We start from the raw sequence: 13,471 nt of genomic DNA, 5'->3' as shown, positions 1-13,471 counted from the left end.
ATGGGATTGGAGAAAGTACCCAGGCACCGACTCCGATCGACAACGGAGACATCCTCCAAAGGAGAGAACGCATGTCAAACGAAGCAAAGTGCCCGTTCATCCATACCGCCGGCGGCGGGACGACCAATCGGGACTGGTGGCCGAAGCAATTGCGCCTCGACCTGCTCAACCAGCATTCGAACCGCTCCAATCCGCTAGACGAAGACTTCAACTATGCCGAGGCATTCAAGAGCCTCGACTACGCCGCGGTCAAGAAAGACCTCGCCGCGCTGATGACCGATTCGCAGCCCTGGTGGCCCGCGGATTTCGGCCACTACGGCCCGCTGTTTATCCGTATGGCATGGCATGCCGCCGGCACGTACCGCATCGGCGACGGCCGCGGCGGCGCAGGGCGCGGCCAGCAGCGTTTCGCGCCGCTCAATAGCTGGCCGGACAACGTGAGCCTCGACAAGGCGCGCCGGCTGCTATGGCCGATCAAGCAGAAATACGGCCAGAAAATTTCGTGGGCCGACCTGCTGATCCTGACCGGCAACGTCGCGCTCGAAACGATGGGCTTCAAGACTTTTGGTTTCGGCGGCGGCCGCGCGGACACATGGGAACCGGATCAGGACGTCTACTGGGGCAATGAAAAGACCTGGCTCGGCGGCGACGTGCGCTACGGCAAGGGAGCGGCCGGCAGGGAAGACGACGAAGGCGTGCTGGTCGCCGACGAGGAGCTGCACGGCACCGAAAAGAGCCGTACCGATCCGCCCGGCCGCAACCTCGAAAACCCGCTCGGCGCGGTGCAGATGGGCCTGATCTACGTGAATCCGGAAGGCCCGGACGGCAATCCCGATCCGCTCGCCGCGGCAGTCGACATCCGCGAAACGTTCGGCCGCATGGCGATGAACGACGAGGAAACGGTCGCACTGATCGCCGGCGGCCACACGTTCGGCAAGACGCACGGCGCGGCGCCGGCCGATAACGTCGGTCCGGAACCGGAAAGTGCCGGTCTCGAGGCCCAGGGGCTCGGCTGGCGCAACAGCTTCGGCACCGGCAGGGGCGGCGACACGATCACGAGCGGTATCGAAGTCACGTGGACCGCGACGCCGACGCAGTGGGACATGAGCTACTTCCAGAGCCTGTTCGGCCACGAGTGGGAGCTGACGAAGAGCCCGGCGGGTGCGAACCAGTGGGTCGCGAAGGACGCGCAGGCCACGTATCCGCACGCGCACGACCCGTCGAAGAAAGTGCTGCCGACGATGCTGACGACCGACCTGTCGCTCCGCCTCGACCCGATCTACGAAAAGATCTCGCGGCGCTTCATGGCCAACCCCGACGAGTTCGCCGACGCGTTCGCGCGCGCGTGGTTCAAGCTGACGCACCGCGACATGGGTCCGCGCGCCCGCTATCTTGGCCCGGAAGTGCCGTCGGAGCAACTGCTGTGGCAGGACCCGATTCCGGCCGTCGATCACCCGCTCGTCGACGACAAGGACGTCGCGGCGCTGAAGCAGAAGATCCTCGCGTCGGGGCTGTCGGTGTCACAGCTGGTCACGACCGCGTGGGCCTCGGCCTCGACGTTCCGCGGCTCGGACAAGCGCGGCGGCGCCAACGGCGCGCGCATCCGGCTCGCACCGCAGAAGGACTGGGCCGTCAACCAGCCAGCTGAGCTCGCGAAGGTGCTGACGGTGCTCGAAGGCATCCAGAGCGAGTTCAACGGTGCGCAGTCCGGCGACAAGAAGATTTCGCTTGCCGACCTGATCGTGCTGGCGGGTGGCGCCGGTATCGAGCAGGCCGCGAAGAACGCCGGCCAGCAGGTGACGGTGCCGTTCTCGCCGGGTCGGATGGATGCGTCGCAGGAGCAAACCGACGTCGTATCGGTCGGGATGCTCGAGCCGGTCCACGACGGCTTCCGCAACTATCTGGGCGGCAAGTTCCCGGTGGCGGCCGAGAAGCTGCTGATCGACAAGGCGCAACTGCTGACGTTGACGGCGCCCGAGATGACGGTGCTGATCGGCGGCCTGCGCGTGCTGAAGGTGGGCGCTGGCAGCGAAGGTGTGCTGACGAGCAAGCCGGAAACGCTGTCCAACGACTTCTTCCGTAACCTGCTCGACATGGGCACGGAATGGACGCCGGTGTCGGAGGCCGCGGAAACGTTCGAAGGTGCCGACACGAAGAGCGGCGAGGTCAAGTGGACCGGTACGCGCGTCGATCTGGTGTTCGGCTCGAACTCGGTGCTGCGCGCCTTGGGCGAGGTCTACGCGAGCGAGGACGGCAAGGAGAAATTCGTGCGCGACTTCGTTGCCGCGTGGGTCAAGGTGATGAATCTGGATCGTTTCGATCTGGCTTGATCCAGCCAGTGCTGGCGAGTGGTTCTTTGCCACGTCGACGCAGTTTTTGAAGGTGATTTGCGAAGTCATCGAGCGCGCTTGCCGGGATGCCGGCAAGCGCGCTTTTTCTTCGCCTCGTCACTGCTTCTGCGCCGCCGCCTTTCAGATGTGCGAGCACCGGGTGCCGATGACACCCGTGCTGCCCGTAACCAGAATGGTCATGCAATTTCCATTGCCCCACCGGAGGCTGCCACTCAGACCATCTTCAACACCACCCTGAAACGCGCGTGACCGCTCATCATCCGGTCGAAGGCCTGCGCTGCCTCGGCGAGCGGATACTCTTCGATCATCGGCTTGACACCGGTGAGCGCGCTGAACGCGAGCGTGTCCTGCGAATCGGCCGAGGTGCCGGAGGGCCAGCCTTGCACCGAGTTGCGTCCCATGATGAACTGCACGATCGGCACTTCGACCGGCTCTTCGGACACGCCGACCATCACGAGCTTGCCGTTCAGGCCGAGACCGCCGAGCGTCGCGGTCATCGCCTTGCCGCTCGTCACCGTGGCGAGTATCAGCTTCGCGCCGCCCAGTGCCTGCAGCTTCTCGGCGACGTTTTCCGTTTTGCTGTCGATGTAGTGATGCGCGCCCAGTTGCTGCGCGAGCGGGGCCTTGTCCTGACCCCGCGCGATCGCCACCGTGCGAAAGCCCATCTTGCGCGCGAACTGCACGCCGAGATGACCGAGGCCGCCGATCCCGAGAATCGCGACCACGTCACCAGCGCGCGCGCCGCTATTGCGTATCGCGTTGAACGTCGTGATGCCCGCGCAGAGCAGCGGCGCGGCATCGACGTCGGACAGATCGTCGGGAATGCGCGCCAGGGCTTCGACCGGGGCCACCATGTATTCGGCGTAGCCGCCGTCGTAGCTGATGCCGGGGATGAGGGCGAACTTGCACAGCACGAAATCGCCCTGGCGGCAGTGTTCGCATTTGCCGCAATGCCCGCCGTGCCAGCCGACCCCGACACGCTGCCCGACCTGCCAGCCCTCGACACCCGCACCGACCGAATCGATCACGCCCGCGATCTCGTGACCGGGCACACGCGGATAGGCCAGGCCCGGCCACAGGCCTTCCTTGGTCATCGCATCGCTATGGCAGATGCCGCAAGCCTGAATCCTGATACGCACGTGACCCGCGCCCGCCTCGGGCACTTCGCGTTCGACCAGTTCGAGCGGGCCGCCGGCCTGCTTCACTTCGACTGCTTTCATTGTGGGCATGATGTTCTTCCTTTCCAGTGACGAACGGGACAAGAGGGGAACAAACTCCAACATGATATTCCGCGTCCAGGCGGCTCGCCAGAAAGAAGCCGCCGCCGCATGGCTGATGGCGATGACATCCGATGTAATTGGCGAGCCGCGCGGCTGCCTCTACTCTTCGACTACCGCGCCGTCGCTCCGATGGCGCACACGTCAAGGAGATACCATGTCCAGCTATCCCGTTCACACGATCGAGTCCGCTCCCGAGCAATCGAAACCCGTGCTCCGCAAACTGCAACAGGCGTTCGGCCTGATTCCGAACATCGCGGCCAAGATGGCGGCTTCACCGGTGCTGATCAACGGCTTCATCGGCCTGTTCGAGCGCGTGCATGCGAGCAGTCTGACCGAACCGGAGATCCAGACGCTGCTGCTCACCAACGCCGTGACGAACGCGAGCGAATGGGCGGTTGCGTTTCATACCGCGCTCGGCTTGAACGCGGGCCTGCGTCGCGCCGATGTCGAGGCGATCCGCCACGGCGGTCTGCCCGACGACACGAGGCTCGCGGCGCTGTCGACGCTCGCGCGCACGCTGATCGAAAAACGCGGCCGCCTCGACGATGAGGACCGGCAACGCTTCCTCGCGGCAGGTTTCATCGCGGAGCAGATTCTCGAGGTGGTTGCGGCGGTCGCCGCGTCGACGATCACGAACTACACCGGCAGCGTGACCGAGCCGCCGCTCGAAGCGCAGTTCGCCGAATTCGCGTGGCACGCGCCCGCGCGCTGAAGCGATCCCGTTCAGGCATCAACAGGAGGGCAACACCATGAACGTCACGAGTCACGATCCGAAAGTGCAGCCGGGCGATCTCGGCAGTCTTTTGCGCTATTGGCGTGACGTGCGTGGCGTGAGTCAGCTCGATCTGTCGCTCGAGGCCGGCATCTCGCAGCGGCAGATCAGCTTCATCGAAAGCGGGCGCAGCGTGCCGGGCCGCGACACGCTGCTGACGCTTGCGCAGACCCTCGACGTGCCGCTGCGCGAGCGCAATGCGCTGCTGCTTGCCGCGGGTTATGCACCGATCTATTCGGAAGCACCGTGGAATGCGCAGGAAATGCACGGCGTGGTTCGCGCGCTCGAACGGGTCGTGCGTCAGCATGAGCCGTTTCCGGCGCTCGTGATGGACCGCGACTGGAACGTGCTGATGTCCAACGACGCGGCCCCGCGCTTCTTCAACTGCTTCATCGACATGACCGCGCGCGAAGGCCCGCGCAACATGCTGCATCTGATCTTCGATCCACATGGCATGCGTCCGTTCGTCGCCGATTGGCAGGAGGTCGCGCGAAGTCTGTTGCAACGCGTGTATCGCGAGTCGGTCGGTCATGTAATCGGCGCCAACACGAAGCGTCTACTCGATGAACTGCTTGCGTATCCCGACGTGCCGCGCGACTGGAAGACGCATCATGGCTCGTCCACGACACCCGCGACGCTGCCGATGGTTCCGCTCGGCTTCATCAGCGAGGGCGTGGTGCTGCGCTATTTCTCGATGGTCACGACCGTGGGCACACCGCAAAACGTGGCCGCGCAGGAGTTGCGCATCGAATGCATGTTCCCCGCCGACGACGCCACCGAAGCACGTCATCAGCAGCTGCTCGCGGCGCATGCGTCCCCGCAACCTCCAATATCGGCAAACCGTATGCCGTGATATAGCGATGTCTTCGGTTTTTGGGCGATCATCCGAGCCGATCAGGTCGAGCAATCCGACGCCACTCTGGTTCCGCCGCGCGCCCAATTCGCACGCGGCCATCATCTCCGACTTCGGCGAGGTGACCGAGGTGCTCGCGCGTGCAGCTTCTTCGCGACCGATGTGCAGGCAGGCGCGGGCTCCTTTCCCGGCCTCTATCTGCAAGAACTCGAGAAAATGGCCGACATCGACGCGTCGGCGTTGTTTTCGTAGTGCTTGACCCAGATCAAGCCGCCCGCCACGCTGGGGCTCATGATGCAAGCGCGTGACGCATTACGTTCCCGCCGGCGCTAGCCGACGCATGACACGACCAGGTTCAGGCGCGAACACGTTTGCCGCCACGCATCGTGTTTCATTCCGGCCATAGGAGAAGTCCGTCATGAAAGCACTCGTTTATCACGGTCCCGGCAAAAAGTCGCTCGATGAACGGCCAATACCCGAACTCACGGCGCCCACCGATGCAATCGTCAAAGTCGCCCGCACGACGATCTGCGGCACCGATCTGCACATTCTCAAAGGCGACGTGCCGACCTGCGAACCGGGCCGCATTCTCGGCCACGAAGGCGTCGGTGTCGTGCATCAGGTCGGCGAGGCGGTGAGCGGGCTCGCGGCCGGCGATCACGTGCTGATCTCGTGCATCACCTCGTGCGGCCGCTGCGACTACTGCCGGCGCGGCATGTATTCGCATTGCACGACGGGCGGCTGGATTCTCGGTAACCGGATCGACGGCACGCAGGCCGAATATGTGCGCATTCCGCATGCGCAGAGCAGTCTGTACCGCATTCCGGCTGGCCTCGACGAAGAGGCGCTCGTGATGCTGTCCGACATTCTGCCGACCGGCTTCGAGTGCGGCGTGCTCAACGGCAAGGTTCAGCCGGGCTGCACCGTGGCGATCGTCGGCGCCGGGCCGATCGGTCTCGCTGCGCTGTTGACCGCGCAGTTCTACTCGCCGGCGCAGATCATCGTGATCGATCCCGACGCGAACCGGCTCGAGGTCGCGCAACGCTTCGGCGCGACCGCTTGCATCGACAACGCGCGTGCCGATGCGGTCGCGCAAGTGCTGAAGCTGACCGAATCGGTAGGCGCCGACTGCGTGATCGAGGCGGTCGGCATTCCGCCGACGTTCGAGCTTTGCCAGCAGCTGGTCGCGCCGGGTGGAACGATCGCGAACATCGGCGTGCACGGCGTCAAGTGTGATCTGCATCTGGAAAAACTGTGGGATCGCAACATCGCGATCACGACGCGTCTCGTCGATACCGTCAGTACACCGATGCTGATGAAGACAGTCAAGGCGGGGCGGATCGATCCCACGCGTCTGATCACGCATCGCTTCCGGCTCGACGATATTCTGTCGGCTTACGAAACGTTCTCCCGCGCGTCGAGCACGCGCGCGCTGAAGGTGTTGATCGAGGCGTCATAGACGGTCCCGATTTGATGCTGGACGATTCGTCAGCGTGAAGGGGTTTGCAACTGATCGTTGGAGCGCCACGTGCCAATTGCAGAGAGCGCAGGCCGTCAAAACACCGCACCGCCCACGGCTACGGTCGCAGCAAGCGGGCGCGTGAGCACCGTGCGCGGCGCGGTCGTCGATGTCCAGTTCGACACGCACGAACTGCCGCCAGTCGATACCGCGCTGTGGATCACGCGGCCGGACGGGACCTCGATCCTCGCGGAAGCGCAGGCGCACACCAGCGAGCGCACGGTGCGCGCGCTGGCGTTGCAGGCCACCGCGGGCCTCGCGCGCGGCGCCGTCGTGCGGGTCGGCGCGGGCCCCATCGAGGTGCCGGTCGGCGACGCGGTGCTCGGCAGACTGCTCGACGTCGCCGGTGTGATGCGCGATGGCGGCGAGCCCGCGCCCGAGACCGTGGAACGCAGGCCGATCCATCGCGCCCCGCCGCCGCTCGCGGCGCAGCGCGGCGCCACGCGGCTGTTCGAGACCGGCATCAAGATCGTCGACCTGCTGACGCCGCTCGCGCATGGCGGCAAGGCCGCGATGTTCGGCGGCGCGGGCGTCGGCAAGACGGTGCTCGTGATGGAGCTGATTCACGCGATGGCCGCGCGCTACGGCGGCATGTCGGTGTTCGCCGGCGTCGGCGAGCGTTCCCGCGAGGGGCACGAAATGCTGTCCGACATGCGCGGCTCGGGCGTGTTGCCGCGCGCCGTGCTCGTCTACGGACAGATGAACGAACCGCCTGGCGCGCGCTGGCGGGTGCCGCTCACCGCGCTGACGATCGCCGAGTACTTTCGCGACGAGCGCGGCCAGAACGTGCTGCTGCTGATGGACAACGTGTTTCGCTTCGTGCAGGCGGGGGCGGAAGTGTCGGGGCTGCTCGGGCGCATGCCGTCGCGGGTCGGCTATCAGCCGACGCTCGCGAGCGAGGTAGCAGCGTTGCAGGAGCGGATCGTGTCGGTGGGCAACGCTGCGGTCACGGCGATCGAGGCCGTCTACGTCCCCGCCGACGACTTCACCGACCCTGCCGTGACGACGATCGCCTCGCACGTCGACAGCATGATCGTGCTGTCGCGCGCGCTCGCCGCCGAGGGCATGTATCCGGCGATCGATCCGCTCGCGTCGTCGTCGATCCTGCTCGATCCGCTCGTCGTCGGCGCGGAGCACGCGGCGGTCGCCAACGAGGTGCGACGCCTACTCGAACATCAGCGTGAGCTGCAGGACGTGATCGCGTTGCTCGGTATCGAGGAACTCGGCATCGACGACCGGCGCGCCGTGCAGCGCGCGCGCCGTCTGCAGCGCTTTCTGACGCAGCCGTTCGCGGTCACCGAAGCGTTCTCCGGACAGCCCGGCAGAACGGTCGCGCTCGCCGAGACGATCGCCGGCTGCAAGGCGATTCTCGCCGGGGAGTGCGACGACTGGCAGGAGCGATCGCTGTACATGGTCGGCGCGCTGGACGAGGCGCGCGACAACGAAGCCCGCGGCAGGTCGACGGCCGCGAGCGCCGTCGCGGCGTGACGAGGAGTGTGCGATGCCCCAGCATGGCCTGTCTCTGACGATCGCGACACCGGCGCGCGTCATGGTCGACGGCTTGCCGGTCGTGTCGTTGCGCGCCGAGGATGAAAGCGGTGCTTTTGGCGTGCGCGTGGGGCATGCGGACATGGTCACGCTGTTGAGCGCATCGGTGGTGCGCTGGCGCACGGCGGATGGCGGCGAGCATTACTGTGCCGTCGATGGTGGCGTGCTGATCGTGTCGCACGGCACGGCCGTCTCGCTTGCGTGCCGCGAAGCGGTGCAGGGCGACTCGCTCGAAGCGCTCGAGGCGGACGTGCGCCGCGCGCGTGCCGCGCAGCTCGACGCGATGCGGCGCGCGCGCGTGGAGCAGACGCGTCTGCACGCGCAGGCCGTGCGCCAGATGCTGCGCTATCTGCGCCCGCAAGCCACACGTGGAGAACCGGGATGACGATGCGGCCTGCTGGCGGCAAGGCAAACGGGAAAACGGATGGCAAACGCGCCGAACCTGGCGAACCCGCCGATCGCGTCGCGCAAGCCGCGCAGCGCGCGGCGAGCCGCGAGCGGACCGGGCGCGCGAATCCGGAGCCGTCGCTGGGCGCGCGACTCGGCCAGATCGGCATTCTCGGCTGGACGATCGTGCTGCCGATCCTGCTTTGCCTCGCGCTCGGGCGCTGGCTCGACCGCATCGCCGGTACGCGGGTGTTTTTTGCGGCGCCGCTTCTGATGATCGGCGCGGGCATCGGCCTATGGTCCGCATGGCGCTGGATGCATCGACAGCAAAGGAGAGATCGTGATTGACGCCACCATGTTTCATTTCACCGACACGCTCGCGCTTGCCGCCACGGGAATGGCGGTCGGCTTGCTGAGCGGTGCGCTGCACTTCGCGACGCTGCGCTGGAACGTCGCGTACTTCGCACGAGGACGCGTGCTGCGCGCCTTCGCGCTGCAACTGGCGCGGCTCGCGCTGACGGCCGCTTTATTCGTGCTGCTGGCGAAAGCGGGCGCGTTCGCGTTGCTCGGCGGCATCGGCGGTTTCCTGTGGGCGCGCGGTGTTGCGCTCGGCATGCGGCGAGCGACGTCGTGATTCATTCGCCGCTCATCACCGAGCCGCTCGTACGCCTCGGTCCGCTCGTGATCACCACGCCCGTGGTCGTCACGTGGGTGATCATGGCGGTCATGACGGTCGTCTCGCTGTGGCTCACGCGCAAGCTGTCCATCATGCCGTCGCGCGCGCAGACCGCGCTCGAACTGCTGGTCGGCACGCTCGACGCGCAAATCCGCGACACGATGCAGGCCGAGCCCGCGCCGTATCGCGCGCTGATCGGCACGTTGTTCCTGTTCGTGCTGACCGCGAACTGGTCGTCGCTGATTCCGGGCGTCGAGCCGCCCACCGCGCACCTGGAAACGGATGCCGCGCTCGCGCTCGTCGTGCTCGCCGCGACGCTCGTGTGCGGCGTGCGCTCGCGCGGCTGGCGCGGCTATCTCGCGACGTTCGCCGAACCGGCCTGGGTGATGATTCCGCTGAACGTCGTCGAGCAGATCACGCGCACGTTTTCGCTGGTGGTGCGCCTGTTCGGCAACGTGATGAGCGGCGTCTTCGTGGTCGGCATCGTGCTGTCGCTGGCCGGGCTGCTCGTGCCGATTCCGTTGATGGCGCTCGATCTGCTGACCGGCGCGGTGCAGGCCTACATTTTCGCGGTGCTCGCGATGGTATTCATCGGCGCCGCCGTCGGCGAGTCGCGCGCCGCCGTTCACGACAATCAGAAAGGACCGGCATGAACCTCATCGAAATCGTCAGCATCGCCGCCGCCGCGCTCGCCGTGGCGTTCGGCGCGATCGGGCCCGCGCTCGCCGAGGGCCGCGCGGTCGCCGCCGCGATGGACGCGATCGCGCGTCAGCCCGATGCGGCGGGCACGCTGTCGCGCACGCTGTTCGTCGGGCTCGCGATGATCGAGACGATGGCGATCTATTGCCTCGTGGTCGCGCTGCTGTTGCTGTTCGCCAATCCGTTCGTCAAGTAGGGCATGCGATGAAAATCGACTGGTCGACGCTCGCGCTGCAGACGCTCAACGCGCTGATTCTGGTCTGGCTGCTCGCGCGCTTTCTGTTCCGTCCGGTCGCGAAGATCATCGCGGAGCGACAGGCGAGCGCGAATGCGCTGACCGGCGACGCGAACGCCGCGAAGCTCGCGGCGCAGGCCGAACGCGAGGCGCTGCGGGCCGAACGGGAGCAACTCGCCGCGCAGCGCGCGCAGGCGTTCGCGACGATCGAGGCCGACGCGCGCACACAGCACGCGGCGCTGCTCGACGCCGCGCGCGACGAGGCCGAGCGGTTGCGCGCCCAGGCGGCCGCGGACCGGCAGCGCGAGCGCGCGGGCGAGGCCGAAGCCGCGTCGGCGGCGGCCGCGCAGCTCGCCGTCGACATCGCGGGCAAGCTGCTCGACCAGTTGCTCGACCGCTCGCCCGAGGACCTGCGCGTTGCCGGGTTCATCGACGGACTCGCGGACGGCGTGCGCCGGCTGTCGCCCGGCGCGCGCGCCGCGCTTGCCGGGGACGTGCCGCTGCGTGTTAGCGCGCCGCGCGCGTTGACGCCGGACGAGCGCGCCGCGTGCGAAACGGCGCTCGCGGCCGCCTTCGCACAGCGCCTCGAGTTCGATACCGACATCGACCGCACGCTGCTCGCGGGGCTCGAACTGTCGGGCGCGCACGCCGTGGTGCGCAATAGCTGGCGCGATCAGCTCGACCAGATTCACGGTGAACTGCTTCGCGACGATGGCCACGCGCGCTGACACCGCCGACGCGTGGCTCGCGCGCAAACGCGCCGCGCTCGCGCGCGTCGCGCTCGAACCGCGGGCGGCGAGCATCGGCCGCGTCGAACAGATCGCCGATGGCATCGCGTTCGTCTCGGGTCTGCCCGACGCCGCGCTCGACGAGGTCGTCGAACTCGAATGCGGCGTGCGCGGCTTCATTCATTCGCTCGACGTGGCGAGCGCAAGCGTCGTGCTGCTCGATAGCGGCGACGCGGTGCGGGCCGGCATGCGCGTCGTGGGGACCGGCAGCGTGCTCGACGTGCCGGTCGGCGACGCGCTGCTCGGCCGCGTCGTCGATCCGCTCGGCCGGCCGCTCGATGACGGCGAGGCGGTGGGGACCACCACGCGTTTGCCTGTGGAGCGCGCGGCGCCCGCGATCATCGATCGCGACTTCGTCAGTGAACCGCTGCAGACGGGCGTGCTCGTCGTCGATGCGCTGTTCGCGATCGGGCGAGGGCAGCGCGAACTGATCATCGGCGATCGCGCGACGGGCAAGACCTCGCTCGCCGTCGAGGCGATCGTCAATCAGAAGCACAGCGACGTGATCTGCGTGTATGTCGCCGTCGGGCAGCGCGCGACGGCGGTACAGCGCGTGATCGACGCCGTGCGCGAGCATGGCGCGTTCGAGCGCTGCATCTTCGTCGTCGCCTCGGCGGCCGCGCCGCCCGGACTGCAATGGATCGCGCCGTTCGCGGGTGTGTCGATCGCCGAGTTCTTTCGCGATCGCGGCCAGCACGCGTTGATCGTGATCGACGACCTGACCAAGCACGCGGCGACGCATCGCGAACTCGCGCTGCTCACGCGCGAGCCGCCCGGACGCGAGGCGTATCCCGGTGATATTTTCTATCTGCACGCGAGACTGTTGGAACGCGCGGCGAAACTGTCGCCCGCGCTCGGCGGCGGTTCGCTGACCGCGCTGCCGATCGCCGAGACCGACGCCGGCAATCTGTCGGCCTACATTCCGACCAACCTGATCTCGATCACGGACGGCCAGATCGTGCTCGACGCCGCGCTGTTCGCCGCGAACCAGCGGCCCGCCGTCGATGTCGGCCTGAGCGTGAGCCGGGTCGGCGGCAAGGCGCAGCATGCGGCGCTGCGCGACGTCGCGGGCCGCTTGCGGCTCGACTACGCGCAGTTTCTCGAACTGGAGATGTTCAGCCGCTTCGGCGGTCTCGCGGACGCACGCGTCAACGCGCAGATCGAGCGGGGCAAGCGGATTCGCGCGCTGCTCACGCAGCCGCGTTTCAACGCGTTGTGCGTCGCCGATCAGATCGCGCTGCTCGCGGCGCTCGCCGCTGGCGTGTTCGACAGCGTCGCGCCGGAGGTGACGACGTGGGTGCGCGACAAGCTCAGCTCGGCGGACGACGTGCACACTGACGCGGCCCCCGCGGCGTGGCTGCGCAACGCGCTCGACGACACGCTGCGCGACAGTCTGAGCGGGCGCATTCGCGCGCTCGTCGAGCGCGCGACGCACGAACGCGCGGGCGCGACGCAAGCGGCAGGGAACCCCGATGACCAGCAAGCTCGGTGAGAACGAAAGCCGTACCGCTTAGGCGAGGCAGATCGAAACGGTGATCGGCATCGTGCTGGGACGTGCGCGCGCCACAAGTGGTATCCGTCCCGGGGACGTGGCAAAGCCAGGGGCATGGGATGGCGCCCCGTTGCACGATCGAGGGCGAAGTGCGCGCCTGAATGAGCACGGCCAGACGACAAAACCCGCCGCGCATGTCGGATTCGCGACGGGCTTGATGAAGCGCCGAATGCGCGCAATCAGTCACTCCGCAAAACGCGTCACCACAGCGGCGCCGACCGTTTCCATTTTGACGAGCCCGGGCTTCGCGCCGACTGGCAGCACGGTGCGGCCCAACGACTCGTTGATGATCTCCGCCGCCGACAGATAGAACGCCAGCAGCGCGGTCAGCAGTCCGCCATAGCCTCCCGCGTGCCGCAGTGTCGCCGAACCGAGCCATTCGCCGGCCGCGAGCAGAAAGAAGGTTGCCCACAGCGCGACGAACACGCCCTGCAGCGCGCGCGATGAGCGGAACGTCGCGATCCACATATAGAACGTGAAGACGCCCCACAACAGCAGATACCAGCCGACGAACGCGGCCGGCACCTGCTCGTGCAGGAACAACGCAAACAGCCCGAACGACCACCAGAACGCGCCATAGCTCAGAAACGCGGTGGCGCCGAACGTGTTGCCGCGCGGAATCTCCATCAGTCCGGCAACGATCTGCATGCTGCCGCCGAACGCGAACGCGACGGCGAGCACGAGACCGAGCGAGCCGCCGCTGAACCAGCCTGCGTTGATCATGCTGAGCAGCCAGGTGGTCAGCGCGAAAGCCGCAAGGCCGAGCGATGCGGGGTTGGGTGCGGTGGGTTTCATCGTGAAGTCTCCTGAA

General features: G+C 67.0%; 14 protein-coding genes. 12 read left to right on the top strand and 2 right to left on the bottom strand.

Features of this window, described 5'->3' with window-relative positions:
- Window positions 1-71 precede the first annotated feature (71 nt).
- Complete coding sequence (katG, locus tag OKW37_RS14395; protein ID WP_429405739.1) at window positions 72-2,330, top strand: catalase/peroxidase HPI; 2,259 nt, start codon at window positions 72-74, stop codon at window positions 2,328-2,330.
- A gap of 233 nt (window positions 2,331-2,563) precedes the next feature.
- Here the strand turns inward: katG and OKW37_RS14390 are convergent, their stop codons facing one another.
- On the bottom strand, window positions 2,564-3,580 hold the full coding sequence (locus tag OKW37_RS14390) for an alcohol dehydrogenase (RefSeq protein WP_184022783.1): 1,017 nt from the start codon (window positions 3,578-3,580) through the stop codon (window positions 2,564-2,566).
- Window positions 3,581-3,785: 205 nt separating this feature from the next.
- Between OKW37_RS14390 and OKW37_RS14385 the strand changes: the two genes are divergently transcribed.
- The 11 genes from OKW37_RS14385 (at window position 3,786) to OKW37_RS14335 (ending at window position 12,600) form a co-directional block, all read left to right on the top strand.
- Window positions 3,786-4,343: a carboxymuconolactone decarboxylase family protein gene (locus tag OKW37_RS14385; protein ID WP_429405741.1), complete on the top strand. Its 558-nt coding sequence runs from the start codon at window positions 3,786-3,788 to the stop codon at window positions 4,341-4,343.
- 37 nt (window positions 4,344-4,380) lie between these two features.
- Entirely contained in the window at window positions 4,381-5,256 is an 876-nt protein-coding gene (locus OKW37_RS14380) for a helix-turn-helix domain-containing protein (RefSeq protein WP_429405743.1), read from the top strand.
- A 418-nt stretch (window positions 5,257-5,674) separates the two neighbouring features.
- Window positions 5,675-6,715, top strand: a complete 1,041-nt coding sequence (locus OKW37_RS14375; protein WP_429405745.1) for a zinc-dependent alcohol dehydrogenase family protein — start codon at window positions 5,675-5,677, stop codon at window positions 6,713-6,715.
- Between the two features lie 141 nt (window positions 6,716-6,856).
- Window positions 6,857-8,263: a F0F1 ATP synthase subunit beta gene (gene atpD, locus OKW37_RS14370; RefSeq protein WP_429405747.1), complete on the top strand. Its 1,407-nt coding sequence runs from the start codon at window positions 6,857-6,859 to the stop codon at window positions 8,261-8,263.
- A 13-nt stretch (window positions 8,264-8,276) separates the two neighbouring features.
- Window positions 8,277-8,708 (top strand): F0F1 ATP synthase subunit epsilon, encoded by a 432-nt coding sequence (locus OKW37_RS14365; RefSeq protein WP_187612781.1) that lies wholly within the window; start codon window positions 8,277-8,279, stop codon window positions 8,706-8,708.
- Window positions 8,705-9,058, top strand: coding sequence for an AtpZ/AtpI family protein (locus tag OKW37_RS14360; protein ID WP_429509848.1), 354 nt, complete (start codon window positions 8,705-8,707; stop codon window positions 9,056-9,058). Before OKW37_RS14365 ends, OKW37_RS14360 begins: the two co-directional genes overlap by 4 nt.
- Complete coding sequence (locus OKW37_RS14355) at window positions 9,051-9,344, top strand: ATP synthase subunit I (protein ID WP_429405749.1); 294 nt, start codon at window positions 9,051-9,053, stop codon at window positions 9,342-9,344. Before OKW37_RS14360 ends, OKW37_RS14355 begins: the two co-directional genes overlap by 8 nt.
- Window positions 9,341-10,039 (top strand): F0F1 ATP synthase subunit A, encoded by a 699-nt coding sequence (locus tag OKW37_RS14350; protein WP_429405751.1) that lies wholly within the window; start codon window positions 9,341-9,343, stop codon window positions 10,037-10,039. Before OKW37_RS14355 ends, OKW37_RS14350 begins: the two co-directional genes overlap by 4 nt.
- Window positions 10,036-10,281, top strand: a complete 246-nt coding sequence (locus tag OKW37_RS14345; RefSeq protein WP_090805166.1) for a F0F1 ATP synthase subunit C — start codon at window positions 10,036-10,038, stop codon at window positions 10,279-10,281. The genes OKW37_RS14350 and OKW37_RS14345 overlap by 4 nt, the downstream gene beginning before the upstream one ends.
- A gap of 8 nt (window positions 10,282-10,289) precedes the next feature.
- Window positions 10,290-11,048 (top strand): F0F1 ATP synthase subunit B, encoded by a 759-nt coding sequence (locus OKW37_RS14340; protein WP_429349519.1) that lies wholly within the window; start codon window positions 10,290-10,292, stop codon window positions 11,046-11,048.
- A complete protein-coding gene (locus OKW37_RS14335) occupies window positions 11,032-12,600 on the top strand; it encodes a F0F1 ATP synthase subunit alpha (protein WP_429405753.1) in 1,569 nt (522 codons plus the stop codon). The genes OKW37_RS14340 and OKW37_RS14335 overlap by 17 nt, the downstream gene beginning before the upstream one ends.
- 243 nt (window positions 12,601-12,843) lie before the next feature.
- Here OKW37_RS14335 and OKW37_RS14330 read toward each other — a convergent pair whose 3' ends face one another.
- The gene (locus tag OKW37_RS14330; RefSeq protein WP_429405755.1) at window positions 12,844-13,455 is read right to left on the bottom strand and encodes an acetate uptake transporter; all 612 of its coding nucleotides are present in this window, start codon (window positions 13,453-13,455) and stop codon (window positions 12,844-12,846) included.
- Window positions 13,456-13,471: the final 16 nt, after the last annotated feature.

The sequence above is a fragment of the Paraburkholderia sp. MM5482-R2 genome (assembly GCF_050436125.1).
In the GTDB taxonomy this organism is placed as follows: domain Bacteria; phylum Pseudomonadota; class Gammaproteobacteria; order Burkholderiales; family Burkholderiaceae; genus Paraburkholderia; species Paraburkholderia tuberum.
Note: the sequence above shows the minus strand (reverse complement) of the source record. Positions and strands in the feature narration are given on the sequence as shown.